Annotated in this window: 19 protein-coding genes; 8 read left to right on the forward strand and 11 right to left on the reverse strand. The window is 59.0% G+C overall.

The features are described from left to right. Window positions 1–25 precede the first annotated feature (25 nt). Window positions 26–1,474 (forward strand): hemolysin family protein, encoded by a 1,449-nt coding sequence (locus DES53_RS07625; RefSeq protein ID WP_113957635.1) that lies wholly within the window; start codon window positions 26–28, stop codon window positions 1,472–1,474. Window positions 1,475–1,484: 10 nt separating this feature from the next. Here DES53_RS07625 and DES53_RS07630 read toward each other — a convergent pair whose 3' ends face one another. The 5 genes from DES53_RS07630 to DES53_RS07650 form a co-directional block, all read right to left on the reverse strand. Next, window positions 1,485–1,832, reverse strand: a complete 348-nt coding sequence (locus DES53_RS07630) for a hypothetical protein (RefSeq protein ID WP_113957636.1) — start codon at window positions 1,830–1,832, stop codon at window positions 1,485–1,487. 80 nt (window positions 1,833–1,912) lie between these two features. After that, window positions 1,913–2,206: a putative quinol monooxygenase gene (locus DES53_RS07635; RefSeq protein ID WP_113957637.1), complete on the reverse strand. Its 294-nt coding sequence runs from the start codon at window positions 2,204–2,206 to the stop codon at window positions 1,913–1,915. Window positions 2,207–2,423: 217 nt separating this feature from the next. Further along, complete coding sequence (locus tag DES53_RS07640; protein ID WP_113957638.1) at window positions 2,424–2,786, reverse strand: hypothetical protein; 363 nt, start codon at window positions 2,784–2,786, stop codon at window positions 2,424–2,426. 62 nt (window positions 2,787–2,848) lie between these two features. After that, window positions 2,849–3,049: a hypothetical protein gene (locus tag DES53_RS07645; protein WP_113957639.1), complete on the reverse strand. Its 201-nt coding sequence runs from the start codon at window positions 3,047–3,049 to the stop codon at window positions 2,849–2,851. Between the two features lie 347 nt (window positions 3,050–3,396). Further along, entirely contained in the window at window positions 3,397–4,374 is a 978-nt protein-coding gene (locus tag DES53_RS07650; protein ID WP_113957640.1) for a DUF72 domain-containing protein, read from the reverse strand. Between the two features lie 123 nt (window positions 4,375–4,497). Between DES53_RS07650 and DES53_RS07655 the strand changes: the two genes are divergently transcribed. From DES53_RS07655 to DES53_RS07670, 4 genes are read left to right on the forward strand one after another with little or no spacing between them, the layout of a single operon-like run. Then, window positions 4,498–5,301 carry an SDR family oxidoreductase gene (locus DES53_RS07655; RefSeq protein WP_113957641.1) on the forward strand — a complete coding sequence of 268 codons (804 nt, stop codon included), beginning with the start codon at window positions 4,498–4,500 and terminating at the stop codon, window positions 5,299–5,301. Window positions 5,302–5,344: 43 nt separating this feature from the next. Then, the gene (locus tag DES53_RS07660; RefSeq protein ID WP_113957642.1) at window positions 5,345–5,770 is read left to right on the forward strand and encodes a cupin domain-containing protein; all 426 of its coding nucleotides are present in this window, start codon (window positions 5,345–5,347) and stop codon (window positions 5,768–5,770) included. Next, window positions 5,757–6,194, forward strand: a complete 438-nt coding sequence (locus tag DES53_RS07665; protein ID WP_211325481.1) for a DoxX family membrane protein — start codon at window positions 5,757–5,759, stop codon at window positions 6,192–6,194. The genes DES53_RS07660 and DES53_RS07665 overlap by 14 nt, the downstream gene beginning before the upstream one ends. Window positions 6,195–6,239: 45 nt before the next feature. Next, window positions 6,240–7,124, forward strand: a complete 885-nt coding sequence (locus DES53_RS07670; RefSeq protein ID WP_113957643.1) for an RNA polymerase sigma-70 factor — start codon at window positions 6,240–6,242, stop codon at window positions 7,122–7,124. Window positions 7,125–7,164: 40 nt separating this feature from the next. On the opposite strand, the gene DES53_RS07675 is transcribed toward DES53_RS07670, so the two are convergent. The 3 genes from DES53_RS07675 to DES53_RS07685 all read right to left on the reverse strand — a co-directional run bounded on the left by DES53_RS07675 (window position 7,165) and on the right by DES53_RS07685 (window position 11,117). Next, window positions 7,165–8,949 carry an acyltransferase family protein gene (locus DES53_RS07675; RefSeq protein WP_113957644.1) on the reverse strand — a complete coding sequence of 595 codons (1,785 nt, stop codon included), beginning with the start codon at window positions 8,947–8,949 and terminating at the stop codon, window positions 7,165–7,167. A gap of 92 nt (window positions 8,950–9,041) precedes the next feature. Beyond that, window positions 9,042–10,193, reverse strand: a complete 1,152-nt coding sequence (locus DES53_RS07680) for a Gfo/Idh/MocA family protein (RefSeq protein ID WP_113957645.1) — start codon at window positions 10,191–10,193, stop codon at window positions 9,042–9,044. Between the two features lie 90 nt (window positions 10,194–10,283). Further along, window positions 10,284–11,117: a sugar phosphate isomerase/epimerase family protein gene (locus DES53_RS07685; protein WP_245958114.1), complete on the reverse strand. Its 834-nt coding sequence runs from the start codon at window positions 11,115–11,117 to the stop codon at window positions 10,284–10,286. 108 nt (window positions 11,118–11,225) lie between these two features. On the opposite strand from DES53_RS07685, the gene DES53_RS07690 reads away from it, so the two are divergent. Then, entirely contained in the window at window positions 11,226–12,059 is an 834-nt protein-coding gene (locus tag DES53_RS07690) for a helix-turn-helix transcriptional regulator (protein ID WP_113957646.1), read from the forward strand. 92 nt (window positions 12,060–12,151) lie between these two features. Next, the gene (locus DES53_RS07695; protein ID WP_113957647.1) at window positions 12,152–13,885 is read left to right on the forward strand and encodes a glycosyltransferase family 4 protein; all 1,734 of its coding nucleotides are present in this window, start codon (window positions 12,152–12,154) and stop codon (window positions 13,883–13,885) included. Between the two features lie 21 nt (window positions 13,886–13,906). Here DES53_RS07695 and DES53_RS07700 read toward each other — a convergent pair whose 3' ends face one another. The 3 genes from DES53_RS07700 to DES53_RS07710 form a co-directional block, all read right to left on the reverse strand. After that, the gene (locus DES53_RS07700) at window positions 13,907–14,695 is read right to left on the reverse strand and encodes a hypothetical protein (RefSeq protein ID WP_113957648.1); all 789 of its coding nucleotides are present in this window, start codon (window positions 14,693–14,695) and stop codon (window positions 13,907–13,909) included. 150 nt (window positions 14,696–14,845) lie between these two features. Continuing rightward, window positions 14,846–16,435: a glycoside hydrolase family protein gene (locus DES53_RS07705; protein ID WP_113957649.1), complete on the reverse strand. Its 1,590-nt coding sequence runs from the start codon at window positions 16,433–16,435 to the stop codon at window positions 14,846–14,848. 29 nt (window positions 16,436–16,464) lie between these two features. After that, the gene (locus DES53_RS07710) at window positions 16,465–17,232 is read right to left on the reverse strand and encodes a FadR/GntR family transcriptional regulator (protein WP_170156938.1); all 768 of its coding nucleotides are present in this window, start codon (window positions 17,230–17,232) and stop codon (window positions 16,465–16,467) included. 135 nt (window positions 17,233–17,367) lie between these two features. Here DES53_RS07710 and DES53_RS07715 point away from each other — a divergent pair, with 135 nt between their 5' ends. Then, on the forward strand, window positions 17,368–18,390 hold the full coding sequence (locus DES53_RS07715; RefSeq protein WP_113957651.1) for a hypothetical protein: 1,023 nt from the start codon (window positions 17,368–17,370) through the stop codon (window positions 18,388–18,390). The last annotated feature ends 2 nt before the right edge of the window (window positions 18,391–18,392 follow it).

Genomic DNA, 18,392 nt, shown 5'->3' on the forward strand with positions numbered 1-18,392 from the left:
ACCTGCTGTTTCCAGCCTCCCCATCATGACCGATCTCTCAGACCCTGCCTCGTTCCAGCTGCTCGCCTCCTCCTTGGTGCGCGAGTGGGAATTCACTACTTGGGATGTCCTGTGGAGGCTCGGAATGGTGATGTTTTTCGTGCTGCTGAATGGCTTCTTCGTGGCGGCGGAGTTCGCCATCGTGAAGGTGCGTGAGAGCCAGCTCCAGGCGGAAGCCGAAGAGGGTAATCGGCAGGCGGTGTTCGCCCAGTCCGTGGTGAAGCATCTGGACGCGTATCTTTCCGCCACTCAGCTGGGCATCACGCTGGCGAGTATCGCCCTCGGTATGGCGGGTGAGCCCCTGCTGGCGCAGATGATTGAGCCCTGGCTCTTCAAGGTGGGTGTGCAGAGTGACAACGTGGTGCACGGCATCGCCTTCGGCATTGCCTTCACCGTGATCACATTCCTGCACGTGGTGCTTGGGGAGCTGACGCCGAAGTCCCTGGCGATTCGCAAGTCTCTGCCCACCACCCTGTGGGTGTGCCGTCCCCTGCACATCTTCATGGTGGCACTGAAGCCCTTCATCTTTGTCCTGAACGGCACGGCAAACTGGCTGCTCAAGAAGCTCTTCCATATCGACCCTGTGGGCGAGAGCGAGCGCGTGCACTCTGAGGAGGAGCTCAAGCACATCGTGGCCGCCAGCGAAGAGTCGGACGAGGTGACGGAAACGGAGAAGCGCATCGTGCTGAATGCCCTGGCGCTCAATGACCGCTACGTACGCGACGTGATGACGCCACGCAAGGACGTGATTTCCCTGGATGTCGACGAGCCCTTTGAAGTGAATCTCAAGCTGGCCATTGAGTCCAAGCACACGCGCTTCCCACTGGTGGAAGGGCACCTCGACCATAGCATCGGCCTGGTGCACATCAAGGACATGCTCCGGCTCATGCAGGAGCCCGGGAGCTCTGGCAAGGACCTGCGCCGCATCAAGCGTGAGCTGCTGCTCGTGCCGGAGATGATGCCGGTGGACAAGCTGCTGAAGCAGTTCCTCGACAAGCACGCTCACCTCGCTCTTGCGGTGGACGAGTACGGTGGCGCTGTGGGGATTGTGACCCTCGACAACGTCGTGGAAGAGATTGTGGGTGACATTCAGGACGAGTTCGACACCGCTGAGAAGCCCGAATTCCACCGCATCAATGATGACGAGTTTGACGTGGAAGGTACGCTCAACCTCTACGAACTCAATGAGTTGACGGATCTTGAGCTGGAGAGTGACGAGGTTACGACCATCAGCGGCTACGTCACCCATGCACTCGGCCATTTCCCGAAGCAGGGCGAGACGCTCCGCGTGGAGGACTACGAAGTCACCGCTACCAAAGTGGAGGCGCGACGCATCGCGCAGCTCCACTTCAAGCGTGTGCCCAAGGTGGACGACGAAGAAGGCTCGGAGTCAGGCTCCGGTCAGGGCGAAGTAGAGACGGCGAAATCGAACTAAAAGGTGACAGCTACAGCCCTGTGGCCGCCTGTCTCCCTTCGGCTATTGCCAGGTTCTGACGTATCTCTCCAAGGGCATCCAGAGCCTTCTGCGCTGCTGGCTTGGGCGAATCTCCGTTGAACGTGGCTGGCTGCGGAACGCCTGCGAATTCGCGCCCGAAGCAGGCTTCCACCAGCGGCCACATGTGATGCAGCTTCTGAAGGATCATTTCCTCACCCTCCAAGTACTCTTCGGTCTTGGAAAAGTAGTGCTTTGCCTCCTGCTGTTGGTCAGGATTCAGGCCGGAGGGTTCGCGACGCAACAGCCTCTCCAGTTGGAGAAGCTCCAGAGACGACTTTGTGGCAGTATGGGGATGCATGGCAGTCGTGGGGTTGTTTCACCCAGTGAATCGCACGACGCCATGGCGATGACCGGGGTTCACCCCCTAGTGATGGCCGGTCAGCCATCGATCACTTCACCACACACACTGGACTTGCTGAGGATGAGACCTCCATCGGCGCGCTGGCGGAAGAGCAGGAAATGGGGCGTCTGACGATGTGCCTCAAGGGCCGCGAGATCGTCATAGGCCTCGGTAAGGGTGAAGACATTGGGACGGTCCACACTACGGCTGATCTCGAAGCGGCGGCAGCCGGGCTCCTTCGTGCGTGCGTCCGCGGCTTCTTCCTTGATGTAGCCCAAAAATTCATCCACGCGGTCAGGCGCGATTTCCAGAGTGACGAGGAGCGAGATCATGCTCTGCCATGGCTGCTGATGGCTGGTGAGTCAAGCCGCGTACGGAAGGCGATGGCCCTCCTGCTACCAAAAAAAGCGCCCGCCGGTGCTCCCACACCGGCGGGCTTTCACATCAACACACTGTGGTCTTACCACTCAAGGGATTCATCGCTGCTCCCGGATCGCGCGGTTGGATGGACTGCAATTTTTTTGAGTTTTTTTTCCGGGCCGGAATTTGCTAGGAGCGGACCTCCTCGTGGAGGCGGTGCCGGAATGCCCGAATGGCCTCCACTGCCTCGGTAGCGATTTCATAGGCTGCTTCCACTTCACTCTCTGCCTGACTGAATAGTCCGGCGGCGGTCAGTTGTTCCGTCCGTGAGCGTAGCGCGAGGCTTCCACAGAATACATCCTCTACCCGTGGCCAGAGTCGGCCGAGGCGGGTGATCAGGTCTTCGTCTGCATTCAGCAGACGGATGGCTTCGCTGAAGCATCGCCCTGCTTCCCGCTGCTGGTGTATCTCCAGCCCGTGGTATTCATACATCAGGAGCTGCTCCAAATGGGCGAGCTCGGTGGAGCACTCGATCTCCGGCGGCAAGTTCATGGCCACTTCGGGGTTGGATCCCTTGAGGGAAAATGGAAGACGAGAGAAGTCTCTGGATGTCCTCAGGCAAAAGCCAGTTCACTATCTTCAACACCGTTCTCCGTGGGAAGTTCTTCCACGGTACTGACCTCTTCGAGGTCAAACGCCAGGATGGGCTGGCCCTTGGCGGTGCAGAGCCAGTAGACTCCCGCACCTTTGGAAACCAGATCTCCCTCCACATCCACAGCCATGCTGTCCTGATACTTGATTCGATACCGTTTCATAAATGCCGGTTCGTAGAAGTGGACTCCCTCGCACGGCACCTCAGGCAAAAGAAGCGCGACGAAGGACGTCTATCATGACGGCTGGTGACGCATTTTTCAATCCTTGATTGGTAGGCAAATTCTTCACATTTATGGTTTCTGTGCCTTCACGAAAACCTAAAGCCTCGTACTAGGTAAAAGCGCCCAATCGGACGATGACCTTCTGCATCAACGCCTCTCAAAAAAGCCCGCTGGCGCTCCCGACGCCAGCGGGCCCACACACATGAACTCTGACAATCAACGGAGGGAAATCGTGTCGTGCTGGAAGTGTGGCCGGATGGAGTTGAAAGAAATTCCGCCACGAAGCTTCAGTCGCGTGCAGTTTTCTTTCTTTCCTTGCGCAGCTCCCAGACGGGCCAGCGTTCGCGGGGTTCTTCCCTGACGAAGACATCAGGGTGCTCTGGTGAGGATGCGTGTGATACTCCAAGCTGGTGCGCGAGATTCATGGCATCGAACGGCGCATGGACTTTCACATCGTTGTCGAAGTAGACAAAGATATCCCTTCCTCGGGATAAAACACGAGGCCGAGGCGCTGTTAGTTTTGTTTTGGCAGGCGTCTTCCCCCGCGACCAGCCCCGTATTTTGCGTGCCCACTCCCGGAGTGCGGATTTCGTGTAGCCGCTGACGTAGAGTTTCTCGTCGCCATGGAGTCGCAGATACATGAAGCCAGTCGTCGGATCTTCCATGAATGGCCACTTGCCTGCGGTGTCAGCGACTACAAGCGCAACTTGGTATTTCCGGAGTAGAGAAACAAAATCCTCACATTCGAAGGACGCATGGCGCACTTCCATGGCGTGGCGTAGCGGAAGGTTGGCTCGTGCCTTGATTACTGCCCGAGTTTTCAGCTTGTCATTGTGCCGCCTCGCCAGTTTGGATGCGGCATCGGTATCTTTTGGCAGTAGCTTGAGGAATTCCTCTATCAAGTCGTGATCGTATTTGAGGCTGGGCGGAAGCTGCCAGAGAAGCGGTCCCAGCTTTTCACCGAGATATAGCACGCCTGACGCGAAGAAGTTTGCCAGAGGCGTTTTTACATCCTTGAGTCTCAGGATGTGGGTGACGTATCGCGCTCCTTTCACCGAGAAGCAGAAACCCTCAGGAGTTGCCTCATGCCACTTTCGATAGCTCGATGGGCTCTGTAGCGAATAGAACGACCCATTGATCTCGATGGAGTTCACCTGCCTGGAGGCAAACTCAAGTTCCCGATGCTGGGGCAATCCCTTCGGATAGAACACGCCCCGCCACGGGGCGTATCTCCAGCCGGAAATGCCAATGCGCATCTCGCTCATAACAAGGTATCGCCGGGTCTTCGCTGGCTGGCTGGATGTACGCATTCCAGAGCCGTCATCCCTGGCGCGAAGTTTTTTTGGGATTCTGTCACAGGCCGGAGCGCTGGATCGTCAGCACTGGTGATGAACACTACAAATGACAGCTCAAAGGGGAATGATGGACAGGCGCTCAGGATCGTGGTGATCGGGGGGACCGGACTGATTGGAAAGGAAGTGGTGAGACTTCTTCAAAAGAAGGGGCATGACGTGGTTGTGGCGTCTCCCTCCACAGGGGTGAATATTCTCACTGGTGAAGGCCTCGCCAACGCGCTCAATGGTGCCCAGGTCGTCGTGGATGTGACGAACTCGCCGTCGTTCGAAGAGAAGGCTGTGTTGGAGTTCTTCCAAACAGCCGGTCGCAACATCCACGCTGCGGAGGCTGCCGCAGGGGTGAAGCACCATGTGGCCCTTTCCGTGGTGGGCACGGATCGGCTTCAGGAAAGCGGCTACTTCCGTGCGAAGCTGGCCCAGGAAAACCTCATCAAGACGTCGGGTATTCCGTTCAGCATTGTACGTGCGACCCAATTCTTTGAATTTGTGGCCGCCATTGCGCAGTCCTTTGCCAACGGGGACTCCATTCGCGCCACGCCGGAGCCCTTCCAACCCATGGCGGCGGCGGATGTAAGTGCGGCCGTCGCTGACGCTGCCCTTTCCGGACCAACAAATGGCATCTCTGATGTCGCCGGACCGGAACGTGTAGGCATGGCCACACTCGTGCGCAAACATCTCGCTGCACAAGGAGACAAACGCGAAGTCATCGAGGATGCCAATGCAGCATACTTCGGTGTGAAGATTGATGACAAGTCTCTGGTGCCGCTGGGAGAAGCCAGGCTTGGCAGCGTGAGATATGACGAGTGGCTCGCTTCCCAGGCAGTCACAGCGAAGTGAATGCATCACGACCAGATAATCGAAACTCAGTGACCCCACTATTATGAAACCAACCCTCCTTCTTGCCGCGACCCTGCTGGCACTCAACCTCACGACACCTCTCGCAGTGAATGCTGCGGACAAAGAGCCCGTGGAGATTAAAGAGCTTTTCAAACGCGCCCACCCTGAACTCGCTGACAAGGAAGTGCTGGTGAAGCGCATTGAGCTTCAGCCCGGCGCTTCAGCACCTCCGCATGTGCATCCCGGCATGGTGACCGGATATGTGGAGCGTGGTTCGCTGGAGTTTCAGTTGAAGGACGAGCCATTGCTCAAGCTGAAGGCCGGTGACACCTTCTTTGAGCCGCCAGGCAGCTATCACATGGTAGCAAGGAATCCAGATGCCACGAACGTCACGGTGGTGATTGCTTTCGTGGTGAATCCCAAAGGAGCGCCGCTGTCCACACCGTTGGAAGGTCATGGAAAACACTGAATCCATGCTGCAAGGGAAGTCGCGCTCCGTGAGCACCTTGGTCGAATGGTCGCTGCGAGTCAGCCTCGCAGCGGCCTTTCTCTCCGCGGTGGCGGATCGTTTCGGTCTCACCGGGCCTGCTGGAGCTCCCAATGTGGGTTGGGGATCGTGGCAGCCGTTTGTGGACTACACAGGGACGCTGCTCTTCTTCCTGCCAAAGGGGCTTGTGTCAGTGGCTGCCGTTCTTGCGACAGCAGCGGAAGTCATCCTCGCTTTGTGGCTGTTGACGGGTTGGCAAACCCGGCTCGCTGCATACGGCAGTGCGTTGCTTCTGCTGAGCTTTGCATTGGCCATGACACTCGCGCTCGGGGTGAAGGCGCCGCTGAACTATTCGGTGTTCACCGCGGCCGCGGCAGCCTTTGCATTGGGTGCGATGAAATCATGAGCCGCCGCTGGACAAGACCGGGTCTGGATGTCCTCTTGGACTCTCATGCTTGAAGTCTTCACAGAGCATCGCAAGACCCTCTTCGGTATTGCCTACCGGATGCTGGGTCGTGTTTCTGAAGCGGAGGACATGGTTCAGGAGGTCTGGATTCGATGGCAAAAGCAAGATGCATCTGCCATCGATTCACCCAAGTCATGGCTGGTCTCCACCATGACGCGTCTGTGCATTGATCAACTGCGCTCGGCTCGCCGTGAGCGCGAGGAGTACTACGGCGTCTGGCTGCCGGAGCCCCTGATGCAGGCAAGTGGCAATGAGCCGGACAAGGCCGCGGCTGTGTCGGACTCGCTCACCATGGCCTTCATGATGATGCTGGAGTCGCTCGATCCGGTGGAGCGTGCCACGTTTCTCCTGCGCGAAGTCTTCGACTACGACTATGCGGACACCGCAGCCATCGTTGGAAAGAGCGAGGTGAATTGCCGACAGATTGTCCGCCGGGCAAAGGCCCAGCTTCAAGCACGGCCCCAGTCGAACCTGACACCCAATGCGCAGGCGCAGCGTCTGGTGGAGCAGTTCTTCCGCGCGGCGGACACGGGGCGGATTGAGGAACTCCTATCCATGCTTACAGAAGACGCCACCCTGTATAGCGATGGAGGTGGGCGTGTGAGGGCGGCGGGTCGACCTATTTGCAGTGCCGACCACGTGAGCCGCTTCCTGGCTGGCATCTGGCCAAGATTGCCGGAGGATACCGAATGGCGTGCTGCCACAGTGAATGGACGTGCGGGAGCGATTTTGCGAGCGCAGGGGGATATTTATGGCGCCTTTGCCTTCGATATCGATCATCTTCGCGTGCAGAAGGTGTATTTTGTGTTGAATCCCGAGAAGCTTCGGCATCTTGCCGGAGCATGGGAGCAGGGCACCGGCGGTGGGTGAAGCTCGGTGGGGTGGCGTTGCTGCCAAGTGTTTCCGGGATTCAGCGGTCTGGACTTCCCACTGCGCTTGTCACTGTTGTCATTGTAGATTTTTCCCTGGTGGAATCGGTCGTGGAAAGTGGAACTTCCTTCCTGCGGACAACCCATTTCCCGAAGCGTTGTGCAATCCGGATACAAGGCTCGTCTACGAATGCCGTCACCGCCAGCGCGACACCCCAAGTGGCAACCAGATAGGTCACGAAGGTAATCAGCACCGCCACATGATACCAGCCGCCATTCGGCAGGATATACCAGGTAGTGGCTGCTTCGAGCGGTACCAGGGCCAGGAGCAGCCAGCACGAGAACACATAGATGATCACGTTGTGCACGCCGTAGACTGCGTAAGATTGGCGACCCAGAGAGTTCAGCCAGGGATGCGTAAGCCGGCGCTGCAGCCAGGGCGAAAGCAGCAGGGCTGAGACCACCAGCACCGCACCCACCAGACCCTGTTTGCGGCTTGGAAAGAGAAGTTGAAGATTCGGGATGTATTGGCTGAGCCAGGCATCAAAACCTTGCTGCAGGTGGTCGTGATCCATCTGCAGGCCGATGAGCAACCCCACCGTGAACAGGGCGGGTGCACACACCTTCACCCAGTTCCATGAGGTGGGCAGGGTGTAGCTTTTGAAAAGATCTGCGAGGAGTGCTCCAAAAACGAATCCCGCATAACCATCCCACCTTAGCAGCCAGATGAGGATGGGATAGGCGAACCAGCGAAAAGACCTTCCTCCCAGCAGCAAGGCGAATCCATAGATCAAGAACGATCCCCACAACTCGTACCGGATCGTCCAGAAGACACCGCAGTAGTCTGAGGCCGTGCTGTACGGAATCAACAAATCTCCCAGGAAGCCTGTCCAATGCTTGGGCGGCACGTGACTGTTCTCAAAGTAGATGCCGCTCTGCCGGAGAAGCCAGACGGCCAGCATCACGAGGGCCATCACGCCGAGCAGTCGCACGGGACGACGCACAATGGCCTCCAGAATGCGACGGACATCCACCCGAGTGGCTCCCGCGAAGGGAAGGAACAGGACAAAACCACTCAGGACAAAGAACGTGTCCACGGCGAAGCCGCCGGCATTCAGCAGTGAGGCGAAAGGCACATTCCGGTGCAGCGCGACGAAATCATACCAGGTCTTGCCCTCCACGATGGGAAGGTTGATCTCCCGGTAGAAGAGCCAGACAAAATGGGTCACCACCACCACCAGACACGCGATGCCCCGCAGTGCCTCCAGATAGGGCAGTTTGTTGGTCCCCAGTGGATGGTTCTGGTAGTACTGCCGCACCTTGGGCTTCAGGAGCAGGATGAGTCCCAGATACACCGGCCAGCGCAGCCAATGTGGCACAGGTTTGGGGATCCAGACTTCGTAGCGTGGACGCGCGGCAGGCTTGTCTCCTTCAGTCTTGAAGGGCACTACCCAGAAGGTTTTGTCGCCCAACATGTAGCTTCCGGGGCCGGCACTCCGCGTGTCCTGCATGGTGCGGTAGGGGCCACGAAGCTGCCTACCGTCTTCCCGTATTTGAACCTGACGCAGCAGGTGTGTCTCCTGGGGCATGCCCGAGGGGTAGCGAGGCTTCGCCATCTCCGGCATCGTCGGACTCGCGGGTGCGAGTTTAACCTGATGTTTTTTCCCAATCAGTCGGCCCGTGAGGTCCTGCGTGAGGATGAGCGCAGCCAGGACCAGGAAGCAACCGAGGGCAACCCGCTTCCACAGCGATGAGGAAGCAGGGGGCGAAAGAGGGTGGGGCTGAGAGTTAGAAGGCACCACAGGCGCGATGGAAACATTTTCCATGCACGCCTGTGGCTTTAATCGCAAATTCAGATTTCAGAGACATGCAGAAAACACCTGAGCCTGGCAGGCACTTTGCACGTTTCTCGTGAGGGCTATAGCGCTGGGAGGTCAATCCACTTCCGCTTCTCCCAAGACTCAAGACCTGCCTCCGCGAGCTGCACACCCTTCGCACCCTCGCGCAGTGTCCAGCGGAAGGGGGCGTCCGTGACCACGTGTTTCAGGAACAGCTCCCACTGGATCTTGAAGGCGTTGTCATAGGTGGTGGCATCGGGCACTTCCTGCCAGCCATTGAAGAAATTGATGGGCTGCTCAATATCAGGATTCCACACGGGGCGGGGCGTCGTGCCCTGCGCCTGCACCCAGCACTTGCGCAGGCCTACGATCGCGGAGCCGTGCGTGCCATCCACCTGCATGGTGAAAAGATCATCGCGACGCACGCGGACGGTCCAGGAGCTGTTGAACTGGCAGATCACCCCAGCATCCGTTTCGAAGGTGGCATAGCACGCATCATCTGAGGTGCAGGGGTACACCTTGCCCCGTTCATCACGGCGCTCTGGGATGTGGGTGGCGCCCAGGCAACTCACGGACTTCACTTCACCGAAGAGATTGTCCACCACGTAGCGCCAGTGGCACAGCATGTCCACGATGATGCCGCCACCGTCTTCCTTGCGGTAGTTCCACGAAGGGCGCTGAGCAGGCTGGTCTTCATCCAGACCAGTGAAGACCCAGTAGCCGAACTCACCACGCACACTGAGAATCTTGCCGAAGAATCCCTGGTCGCGCAGCACCTTGAACTTGCGAATGCCCGGGAGCCAGAGCTTGTCCTGCACCACGCCGTTCTTCACTCCTGCATCTTCGCATACCTTGGCGAGACGGATGGCCTCGGCAGTTTCCACCGCCGTGGGCTTTTCGCAGTAGATGGCCTTGCCCGCCTTCACCGCCTTTTCCACGAAGCCGGCGCGCTGGAGGGTGCCGGAGGCGTCGAAGAAGATTTCGTAGGAGGGATCCGCCAGTGCGGCATCGAGGTCTGTGGTGTACTTCGCCACTCCGTGCTTTTGGGCGAGTGCACGCAGCTTGTCCTCATTGCGACCAGTGAGAATCGGATCCGGCATGATGGTGAGGTCATCATTCACCTTCAGGCCGCCCTGTTGCATGATGGCTAGGATGGAGCGGATGAGGTGCTGGTTCGTGCCCATGCGTCCCGTGACGCCGTTCATGATGATGCCGATTCTACGTGTTTCCATGCGTGATAAATGAGGATGAAAGGTTGTGCGAACGAGTGAGTGATAGGGTGTGATGTCTCTCGATGGATGCTCTGACCGCGGCGTCCCGCGTCAGTGAACATGCTCCTGGTATGCCTGGGCAATCATTCCAAGGTATTCTCCCTGATCCATGCCCCAGTACCGCGTGGAAAAGATCTCCACCTCGTTGTGTCCGGTGAAGCCCGCTTCTTCCACCCAGCCCTTGATCTTGCGAATCGGGATGCAGCCTTCTCCCATGAGACCGCGGTCGTTCAAAATGTCTGTCGTGGGTGTCTTCCAGTCGCATGCGTGGAAGGCGAAGAGGCGGTTCTTCTCCGCGGTGTGCTTGATGTTTGCCTCCAGAGCGTCATCCCACCACACGTGGTAGACATCCACGGCAATGCCCAGCCCTTCAGGAGAACCGAGGGCGTCACACACGTCATTGGCCTGTTTTGTGGTGTTGATTGCGGAGCGGTCGTCCGCATACATGGGATGCAGCGGCTCGATGGCGAGCTTCACTCCTGCCTGCACCGCGACAGGCAGCACCCGGGCGATGCCATCCGCGATCTGCTTTCGAGACTCCTCCAAGGGTTGTCCCGGTACGGCGCCACACACCAGCACGATCAGTGGCGCGCCGAGCGCATGTGCTTCTTCGATGGCTCGCAGGTTGTCGTCAATCGCAGCCGCCCGACGTGTCGATGTGGGACCGGGAAAGAAACCACCACGGCACAGGCTCACAATCTCCAGACCCGCATCACGAAGCATGGCGCCTGCCTTTTGCGGCTCCTGACCCTGCAGGTGCTGCCGCCAGACAGTGATGCCGGTGGCCCCCGCGGTGGGGTAGTGTTTGGCGCACTCTTCCAGGGACCAGGGCTTGGTCGTCATGGTATGAATGCAGAAGCGGGACAGCGGTGTGGGCGGCTTCATGATATAGCAAGCTTAATGGACTGCCTGTAGAACGCGATCGTACTCAGTAGCACAAATTCGACATTCCCGTTTGTTCGTGCTATAGCAGACTAAGCCGAACGCCTCCGCATGAAGAACTACCGTCCTCTACTCATCCAGGACCTCAATCTCCAAATGCCGGGCATCAAGATCCTGCGCCTGCGCCTGAACCGGCATCTTCCCGAGGCACGTTGGAATGAGCACTCCCATGAGCATGACCAGGTGCTCATCTACCTGAACGGACGAGGCCAGCAGCGAGTGGAGGGCACACTCTTCACTGCGGGACCGGGGACGGTGATTCACATTCCTCCGGGTAAACCCCACGCTTTTGAGCAGCACGCGACGCGACCGCCGCTGTGCCTGGTGCTGGATGTGGAAATGGGAACGGGCCGGGGCGTGTCCCACACCTGCGATCAACTTACTGCGGACCAGCTTGCCGAAACCAAGGCGCGTCTGAGCACGCTCTTCCGCCATCAGCAGATTGAGCGGCGTGAGATGAGCTTCCGCGTGGCGGCCGTGGTGCTGGATGTGCTGGACATGGCGCTCAAGGCCATCGGCTGGCTCACGCCGGTGAATCGTTTCAGCACGTCCCGACATTTCTCCATCTCGAAACGTGTGGAGCGTCTGCTGGAGTCGAAGGATGGTGCCGAAGTGAGCCTGGAAGAAATCTCCAAGCACACGGGCTACCAGCATGATCACCTCAATCGATTGCTGCGCACCGAGTGTGGCCTCACTCTGGGACAGCTGCGTTCTCGCACACGGCTGAAGCGCGCTGTGGCCTTGCTGGCCGAGGATCTGACCATTCAGGAGGTGGGGGAGAAGATCGGCATACTCGACGCGAACTACTTCGCGCGTTGGTTCCGCCAACAGACCGGAGTGAGTCCCAGCGAGTGGAAGCGAAATCCTCGTGAGCTTGGCGTGTAGTTCATCAGGGAGAGAGTGTGGAATTGCTCCTTCCACTTGCGCCAGACCTGTGGCTTTGCCAACTATGCGGTTTCTTTCCACACGCAGCTTTGATGGATCAGGCAACAAACAGCAGTAGCAACAGCCTTCCGGAGGCGGTGCGGCAGTTGCGTCGTGAGGTTCTGTGGACGGCCAGTCGCGAGAAACAGGTAACCTCGTACGTCGACCTTCAATCCAGCGCTTTTGACCACGAAGTGAGGGGCTTCCACCTGCTGGAAACACTGCCGGACGGAAGACGCATCCGGTGGATGAGCACGCGTGCGGACTTCCTGTTGAAGGTTGGCGCACCTTCGCTCAACATCGAGGTTCGCAGTGGTGTGGTGCAAAATGTGCTCACCGTTCTCGTGCAGGGCAACGAGGTGAAAGCGCTGCAGCTCACCTTTGAATGGCAGTCCGCCGAAATCGACCTCCGGCCCTACTTGGGCAGGGAGGTGCGGGTGGAATTACGCACCAGCGGTGTGCTCGCGGCCCCCGGTGATTCACGCGAACTTTCCGCCCAGGTAGCCCGGCTCAGTACGGGAAGTGGGGCGAAGGTTGCTGCGGCTGATGACGATGATGGAATGCCAAAGCAGAGGAGTCCCCATCAGGGAGCCGGATGGTGCCATCCGCCGCTGGCCGAGTTGCCGCCCTTTTCCCATGATGTGTCCCCGCAGATTGGAGCTGCATCCTATTCGGTCGCGCCGTCCTCGGTGCTGCTGGCCGTGAAGTTCTTCCGCCCCTTCGATCCGACCAGCGAGGAGATGCTGTCCATGGCCAGGCTCCTGAGGCAATCCGGCTTTCGCGTACACCTTGCTGCGGAGGAGGTGCACGAGTCCTTTCTTCAGCACATCTCGTCGTTGGATGATCTCACGGCGCAGGTGCGTGAGGAGAATGGCATCCTCATTCTCCACCACGGCACTTCGTGGGACTATGGGAAGCGGCTCATGCAGCACAGCCGTGCGCGGTGCAAGATGCTCCGCTACCACAATGTTTCGAAGTCAGAGACGTTCCTGAAGTATCCTGCCGGCTACCTCGAGCCGACCATTGCAGGCCGGTTCGAGACGACAGATCTCATTCCGCACGCCACGCATCTCACCGCTCCCGCATTTTCAGCGCTGGGCGATCTGCTTGCCTGCGGAGCTCCTCCAGAGAAACTGTTGCATCTGCCGTTTCTTCATGATTTGGAGAAACTTGATGAGCTGCAATTGGGACCCGTTCCTGTAGAGCTTCTGCGCAGCAGCGCGTCTTTGAAAATTCTCGTCCTCGGTCGCCAGTTGCCTTCCAAAGGGCTGCATCACTGCCTGGCGGCTCTCGCACACTATCGTCGCGCCTATGGTGACGGCATCAGCATGCATTTCGTGGGAGCGCGGAATGCGTTGCATGAGCGGTACATCCAGGAGCTGGAGCTATTGGTCGACGAACACGCGCTTGCAGGCATGGTGACCTTCACTTCGGAAGTGAACCGCACTCAGGTGGCATCATGGCTGAGGCACTGCGATGCCTTGCTCACCATGAGTGAGTCCGAGGCGGCCTGCATTCCCATCTTTGAGGCAGGCTGGTTTGGGAAGCCGATTCTGGGATATCAATGCGGCGGTAAGACGGAGCACGCGGGGCCGGGCCAGCTTCTGTTTGAGTCGCTCGATCCCGCGCTTCACGCTGCAGCATGGCACAGGCTGGTCCAGGAGCCGGAACTGCGCATCACACTCGGAGCCCTGGCATGGCAGCATGTTCGTGAGCACTTCGGCACCGCAAAAATTCACGCACGCTTCATGGAAGTGATCCGGCTGATCTCGGCAGGGCGCTCCTAGGCAGGCAAAGGAGGTGAAGCTTCAGGCCGCCCGGCTGAGCAATCCTTCCGCCACAGGACGGAAATGACCATCGAGTGTGATGGCTTCGCGGATGGTGCCTTCCTCCAGCAGCAGGTGCGCGCGCCATTCATAGCGCAGCACGTAGGCGGCGCCTGGTTCACGCATGCCACTGGCAGGAGTTTCGCCGAGGACTTCATGTCCCAGGTGATCGCGTGAGAGATCCGTGAGCGCAGTGCCGAACTGATCCGCCAGGATGGTGTATACTCCATCTCGTGCAGAGACCTTGGCCTCGAGTTCAGCATCGTTCAGTGCATGCACCTTTGACCCATCCTGCAGCACCACGGGCAGGCGCTGCACCAGATACGTCTCTGACGCATCACGGGTGGGAACTTGGTGTACCAGGGGGACCTCGTAGTGGGTCCATCCGCTCAGGCCGGCGAGCGCGGAGCGCGTGATGGGAATCGCCAGATCATGCACAGGATTGTAGAACTCCATCGCATCCGAGCACACGCAGGCCGGTCCCTTCTCTCTCAAGATTTCGCGCACTTGGTCTGCCACGCCCTGGAAGTAGGCGACATCCCGCTGCAGCAGCCGGGTGTAGAATTCCTTCTCGGCGTGGTTCAGAAACAGGGCGCGGTCGAGGAGGCCGATTCTCGCAAGGCCCTGACGAGTCTGCTCCACCCGGTCTTCACCGCCGCCATCCGTCAGGAAAATCATCCAGGGCTTCACGCGCTGGACCAGTCCGTAGACCGCCAGTTCGTGATTGGGGTGACTGAAAACAAAGACCGTTGGAGATGGGAGGAGAGACACTGAAGGAAAGTGGGTAAACCTTCCTTCAATAGCGCCGCAATAGCACAAAAAGTCAATCATCCGCATGGGGACAAAAGACTGCATCCTGCCACGGCCGGTGAAAGCTGGGTCAGCTCCGCTGAGCAGCGATCACCGGGAGACGACTGGCGGCTAGGGTGCTGCCGGTTTTGCGCGTCCTACGTACAATGCATACATTTTTGCCTTGCTGTTCGCTGGGAAATTGAGCCTCAGCGCGACAGCCTTGCCCTTCGGCAATGCATTGCTCTTCAGCTTCGGCCAGGTGACGGCGCCATGCAGGGACTCCTCAGAGATGACAGCGGCGTTCGCGCCGGAGTAGTCGGGCAGGGGACGATCGTGATCATCGAGCACTTCCACGGTGATGGGGGACTCTGATGTCACGCCAGCTACATTGATGTGCACCGGCTGCGCTTCATCTGAGACTGCAATGGTCTTGGTGACACAATGAGCGGCGGTCGCAGGCACGTGCTGGGTGAAATGTCCAAATCCATCCCGCCGCCAGGTGGCGAGGCCGACCTCCATGTTGCGGAACTGGCCTTCATTGTCCCAGTGGGAATACCACACGTAGGTTTTGTCTCCCACGTTGGCAAAGGCATGGCCTTGCAACAGGGAGATGCAGTCCCAGTCCTTGCCTTCTTCTCCACGGGGAATCATGGCAAAGTCCGTCACAGGCTCGCGGAAGCGGATGCCGTCATTGCTCACAATCATGCCAAGGCTCATGCGCATGCCCCAGAAGTAATTCTTGTCCTTGGGCCGCTCCTTCGGACCGTGCTGCCACATGCCGTAGAAGCCCACGAGCACATTGCCGCGATTCCAGATGCCGGCGCCCATGTGCGTCTGCGAACCTTCAAGCGGCTTCTCATGAGTCGCATACTGGATGGGCCGCATGAATGACGTGGCCTTCGCCTGGGACCAGTGTTCGAAATCAGGTGAGCGGTAGGCGAGCATCACGCGGCCAATGTCACGTCCATCCATGTGCCACGTCCACGGCGAGATGAGTTGTCCGGTGGCATAGTAGAAATTGCCGAAGCGATAGAGGCCGCTCACCTCGAACCGCTCGCCGGCGCTGTTCATGGGGCGATCGCCCACGACTTTCCACGTCAGGCCGTCTGCACTCGTCGCACAGACAAAGGCACCCCAGCGGGACTCATTGGGACCAATCGGTGTGCGCCCGCCACGCACATCTTCGAAGGGGGGATGTGCGATGTACGCACATTTGTAGCGGCGTTCGGGATTCGGATCCTCGGGTTCATAGAGCACGGTCAGAAAGTCATTCACCCGCGTGAGCGAGTAGGGCTCACCTTCGATGAGGCAGATGTTGTTTTTCTTGTTTCCATTGAGATCCACGAGATTGAGTTCGGGCTTCGTCCAGTGAACGCCATCCGTGCTCTCTGCGTAGCACATGGGCCTCCACCATCCCGGAGCCTGGTACTTCTCAATCTTCCGCTGCATCATGCCGAGGTACCACATGCGGAATTTCTTCCCGTCATGCAGCACGGTGCCGTAGAGGACAGCATGGCCGAAATCGGGCGAACCCTCCGGCCCTGTGCGCAGCACGGGGTTCTCCGGATGCTTTTCGCCCTGCACGAGATCCACGTGCAGGTTGTGCTTCCAGGGAATCGACTCGTCGTCGAAAGGAAAGAACACCTGTTCATCGGCGCGCGCCGTGTGAAGAGCGCCCGCAGTGAGCAGCAGACAGAGCAGGGAGGAGATGCGTGTCATTTGGTTTTGGGTTCTGAGGTGGTGGTGGTCTATCGGTTCGTGGCAGCGCGCTTCCTGCGAGCCTTGCCTGAAGCGGCACCGGCAGTGGTTGCCTTCTTTGACTTGGCTCCCGGAGTTGGTGGCTGCCGATGCGGATCGAGGTGCGCTTCCATCAGACGCTCAGCCTGCGCCACTCGCCCGCGACGCAAGGCAGTGACGATTTGCCGGTGCTCATCCAGCGTGCGCCTGGCCACGGCGGCATCGTGCCGGTAGCGTTGGCGCACATTCCGGAAGAATTCCTCCAGCAGCCTGCCAAACTGGATGAGGAACCGATTGTGGCTCGCTCCGAGGAGCGCCTGGTGAAAGGCAGCATCGGCTTCGGTCGGGGCAAATCCTTGTTTGTGATCGCGCTCCATCTGCTCATTCGCTTCCTCCATGCGCAGGAAATCCTCCTCCGTGGCATTGGCCGCTGCGAGCCGCAGCACCCCCAGCTCGATGGTGCGCCGTGCTTCATACATTTCACTCGCATCCTCATCCGTGCGCAGCCACAGAGCCTGGGTCACTTCCCCCAGCAGGGAGAGGTCCACCGCCTGTATGACAGAGCCCCTCTTGGGCCGCCGCTCCAGAGCACCGATCATCTCCAGTGATTTCAGCGCCTCGCGCACCGTGTTCCGTCCCACACCAAGGTCATTTGCCAGTTCACGCTCTGTAGGCAGCTTGTCCTCGGGGCCGAGTCCCCGCGCGGAGATGTTCTCCAGCAGGCTGCGCAGCACCTGACGACTCAGAGGTTGGTATTCCACCGGTTTGAGCTTCTTCATCACCATGGCCAAAAGTACATTGGTAGGACCAAAGAACTTTCATTAAAATCGCGTGCGGTGGGGCATTCGCTCAGGGGTCGCGCTCATCACCGCATCCTGGATTGCCCAGTACACGAGCCGGTGCTAGAGCAGTGGATGCCCGCCAGTAACATCCTCGAAAAGACCCGCTGCTACCTCTCCGGCCCCATGGACTTCGTGGGGTCCAGGGTGATTGAGAAATACTTCGGCTGGCGCGCGCTGCTCACTCCCATCCTCAAGGCCTTCCATATTCGCGTGCTGGATCCGTGGAACAAGCCCGCCATTCGAGGCCATGAAAACTATGGCCAGGAGGGCGTGTTGCCCAACAAGGAGCAGTATGAGGCCGACTTCTGGACGAATGCCGCCACCCGTGTGCAGTTTGAGCGGGACTTCTGGGAGACGGTGCACATCGACCTGCGCATGACAGACCTCTCGGACTTCGTCATCGCCTTCGTCCCCACCAACACGTACAGCGTGGGCACGGTGCACGAAGTCATTGTCGCGCGCCAGCAGCAGAAGCCTGTCTTGATGGTCAGTCCGCCCATCCGCTTCGACCTCTTTCCTGAACTCAATGCTCTCTCCGAGGCCGAGAAACGCGCGCTGAAGTCCGCAGGCTTCAAGGAGAATCCGCAGGGCATCCCCAGCCAGTGGTACGGCAACATTGTCGGTGGCAGGAACATGTTTGACGGCTTCGGTTGGGAGGCTCTGGACTTCAAGCGCCCGGATTTCTACGAAGTGCTCATCCCAACCCTGCTGGCCGATGCGAAGCCTGCGGACGAATCCGGTCCCGATTTCCAGCGCTGGCAGCGAGTCTCCCATTGGTGCGCAAACAGCGGGGAACTGGGTGCTTTGCGCGGGGGCGTGCTGGATCACATGCGATTCCACCAGGAGAGCGAGCGCAGACTCCTCGAACGCGAGCTGCACCAATCCAAGGAAGAGGACCGCCGCTACTTCTGGCACAACCAGCCCTACACACCGAAGCGAAGCCTGCTCTACCAGTTCCTCTGCATCGCCAGCGGCTACATCCCGCCGAAGCTGAACATCCTCTCAGCTCTCGATGACGATGGCAACGTGGTGCCGCGCATTCACGAAAGCATGGATGACGACTGGCTGCTTATCTCGGCGGAGCATGAGGGGTGAGC

This window comes from Roseimicrobium gellanilyticum (assembly GCF_003315205.1).
GTDB lineage: Bacteria > Verrucomicrobiota > Verrucomicrobiia > Verrucomicrobiales > Verrucomicrobiaceae > Roseimicrobium > Roseimicrobium gellanilyticum.

Coding starts and splice junctions, on each gene's coding strand:
- DES53_RS07665 (WP_211325481.1), top strand. CDS start 5,757: ATGGAAAACACTGAATCCATGCTGCAAGGGAAGTCGCGCTCCGTGAGC.
- DES53_RS07680 (WP_113957645.1), bottom strand. CDS start 10,193: ATGGAAACACGTAGAATCGGCATCATCATGAACGGCGTCACGGGACGC.
- DES53_RS07715 (WP_113957651.1), top strand. CDS start 17,368: ATGCCCGCCAGTAACATCCTCGAAAAGACCCGCTGCTACCTCTCCGGC.
- DES53_RS07645 (WP_113957639.1), bottom strand. CDS start 3,049: ATGAAACGGTATCGAATCAAGTATCAGGACAGCATGGCTGTGGATGTG.
- DES53_RS07630 (WP_113957636.1), bottom strand. CDS start 1,832: ATGCATCCCCATACTGCCACAAAGTCGTCTCTGGAGCTTCTCCAACTG.
- DES53_RS07655 (WP_113957641.1), top strand. CDS start 4,498: ATGAACACTACAAATGACAGCTCAAAGGGGAATGATGGACAGGCGCTC.
- DES53_RS07650 (WP_113957640.1), bottom strand. CDS start 4,374: ATGAGCGAGATGCGCATTGGCATTTCCGGCTGGAGATACGCCCCGTGG.
- DES53_RS07660 (WP_113957642.1), top strand. CDS start 5,345: ATGAAACCAACCCTCCTTCTTGCCGCGACCCTGCTGGCACTCAACCTC.
- DES53_RS07670 (WP_113957643.1), top strand. CDS start 6,240: ATGCTTGAAGTCTTCACAGAGCATCGCAAGACCCTCTTCGGTATTGCC.
- DES53_RS07705 (WP_113957649.1), bottom strand. CDS start 16,435: ATGACACGCATCTCCTCCCTGCTCTGTCTGCTGCTCACTGCGGGCGCT.
- DES53_RS07695 (WP_113957647.1), top strand. CDS start 12,152: ATGGATCAGGCAACAAACAGCAGTAGCAACAGCCTTCCGGAGGCGGTG.
- DES53_RS07635 (WP_113957637.1), bottom strand. CDS start 2,206: ATGATCTCGCTCCTCGTCACTCTGGAAATCGCGCCTGACCGCGTGGAT.
- DES53_RS07710 (WP_170156938.1), bottom strand. CDS start 17,232: ATGAAGAAGCTCAAACCGGTGGAATACCAACCTCTGAGTCGTCAGGTG.
- DES53_RS07690 (WP_113957646.1), top strand. CDS start 11,226: ATGAAGAACTACCGTCCTCTACTCATCCAGGACCTCAATCTCCAAATG.
- DES53_RS07640 (WP_113957638.1), bottom strand. CDS start 2,786: ATGAACTTGCCGCCGGAGATCGAGTGCTCCACCGAGCTCGCCCATTTG.
- DES53_RS07625 (WP_113957635.1), top strand. CDS start 26: ATGACCGATCTCTCAGACCCTGCCTCGTTCCAGCTGCTCGCCTCCTCC.
- DES53_RS07675 (WP_113957644.1), bottom strand. CDS start 8,949: ATGGAAAATGTTTCCATCGCGCCTGTGGTGCCTTCTAACTCTCAGCCC.
- DES53_RS07685 (WP_245958114.1), bottom strand. CDS start 11,117: ATGAAGCCGCCCACACCGCTGTCCCGCTTCTGCATTCATACCATGACG.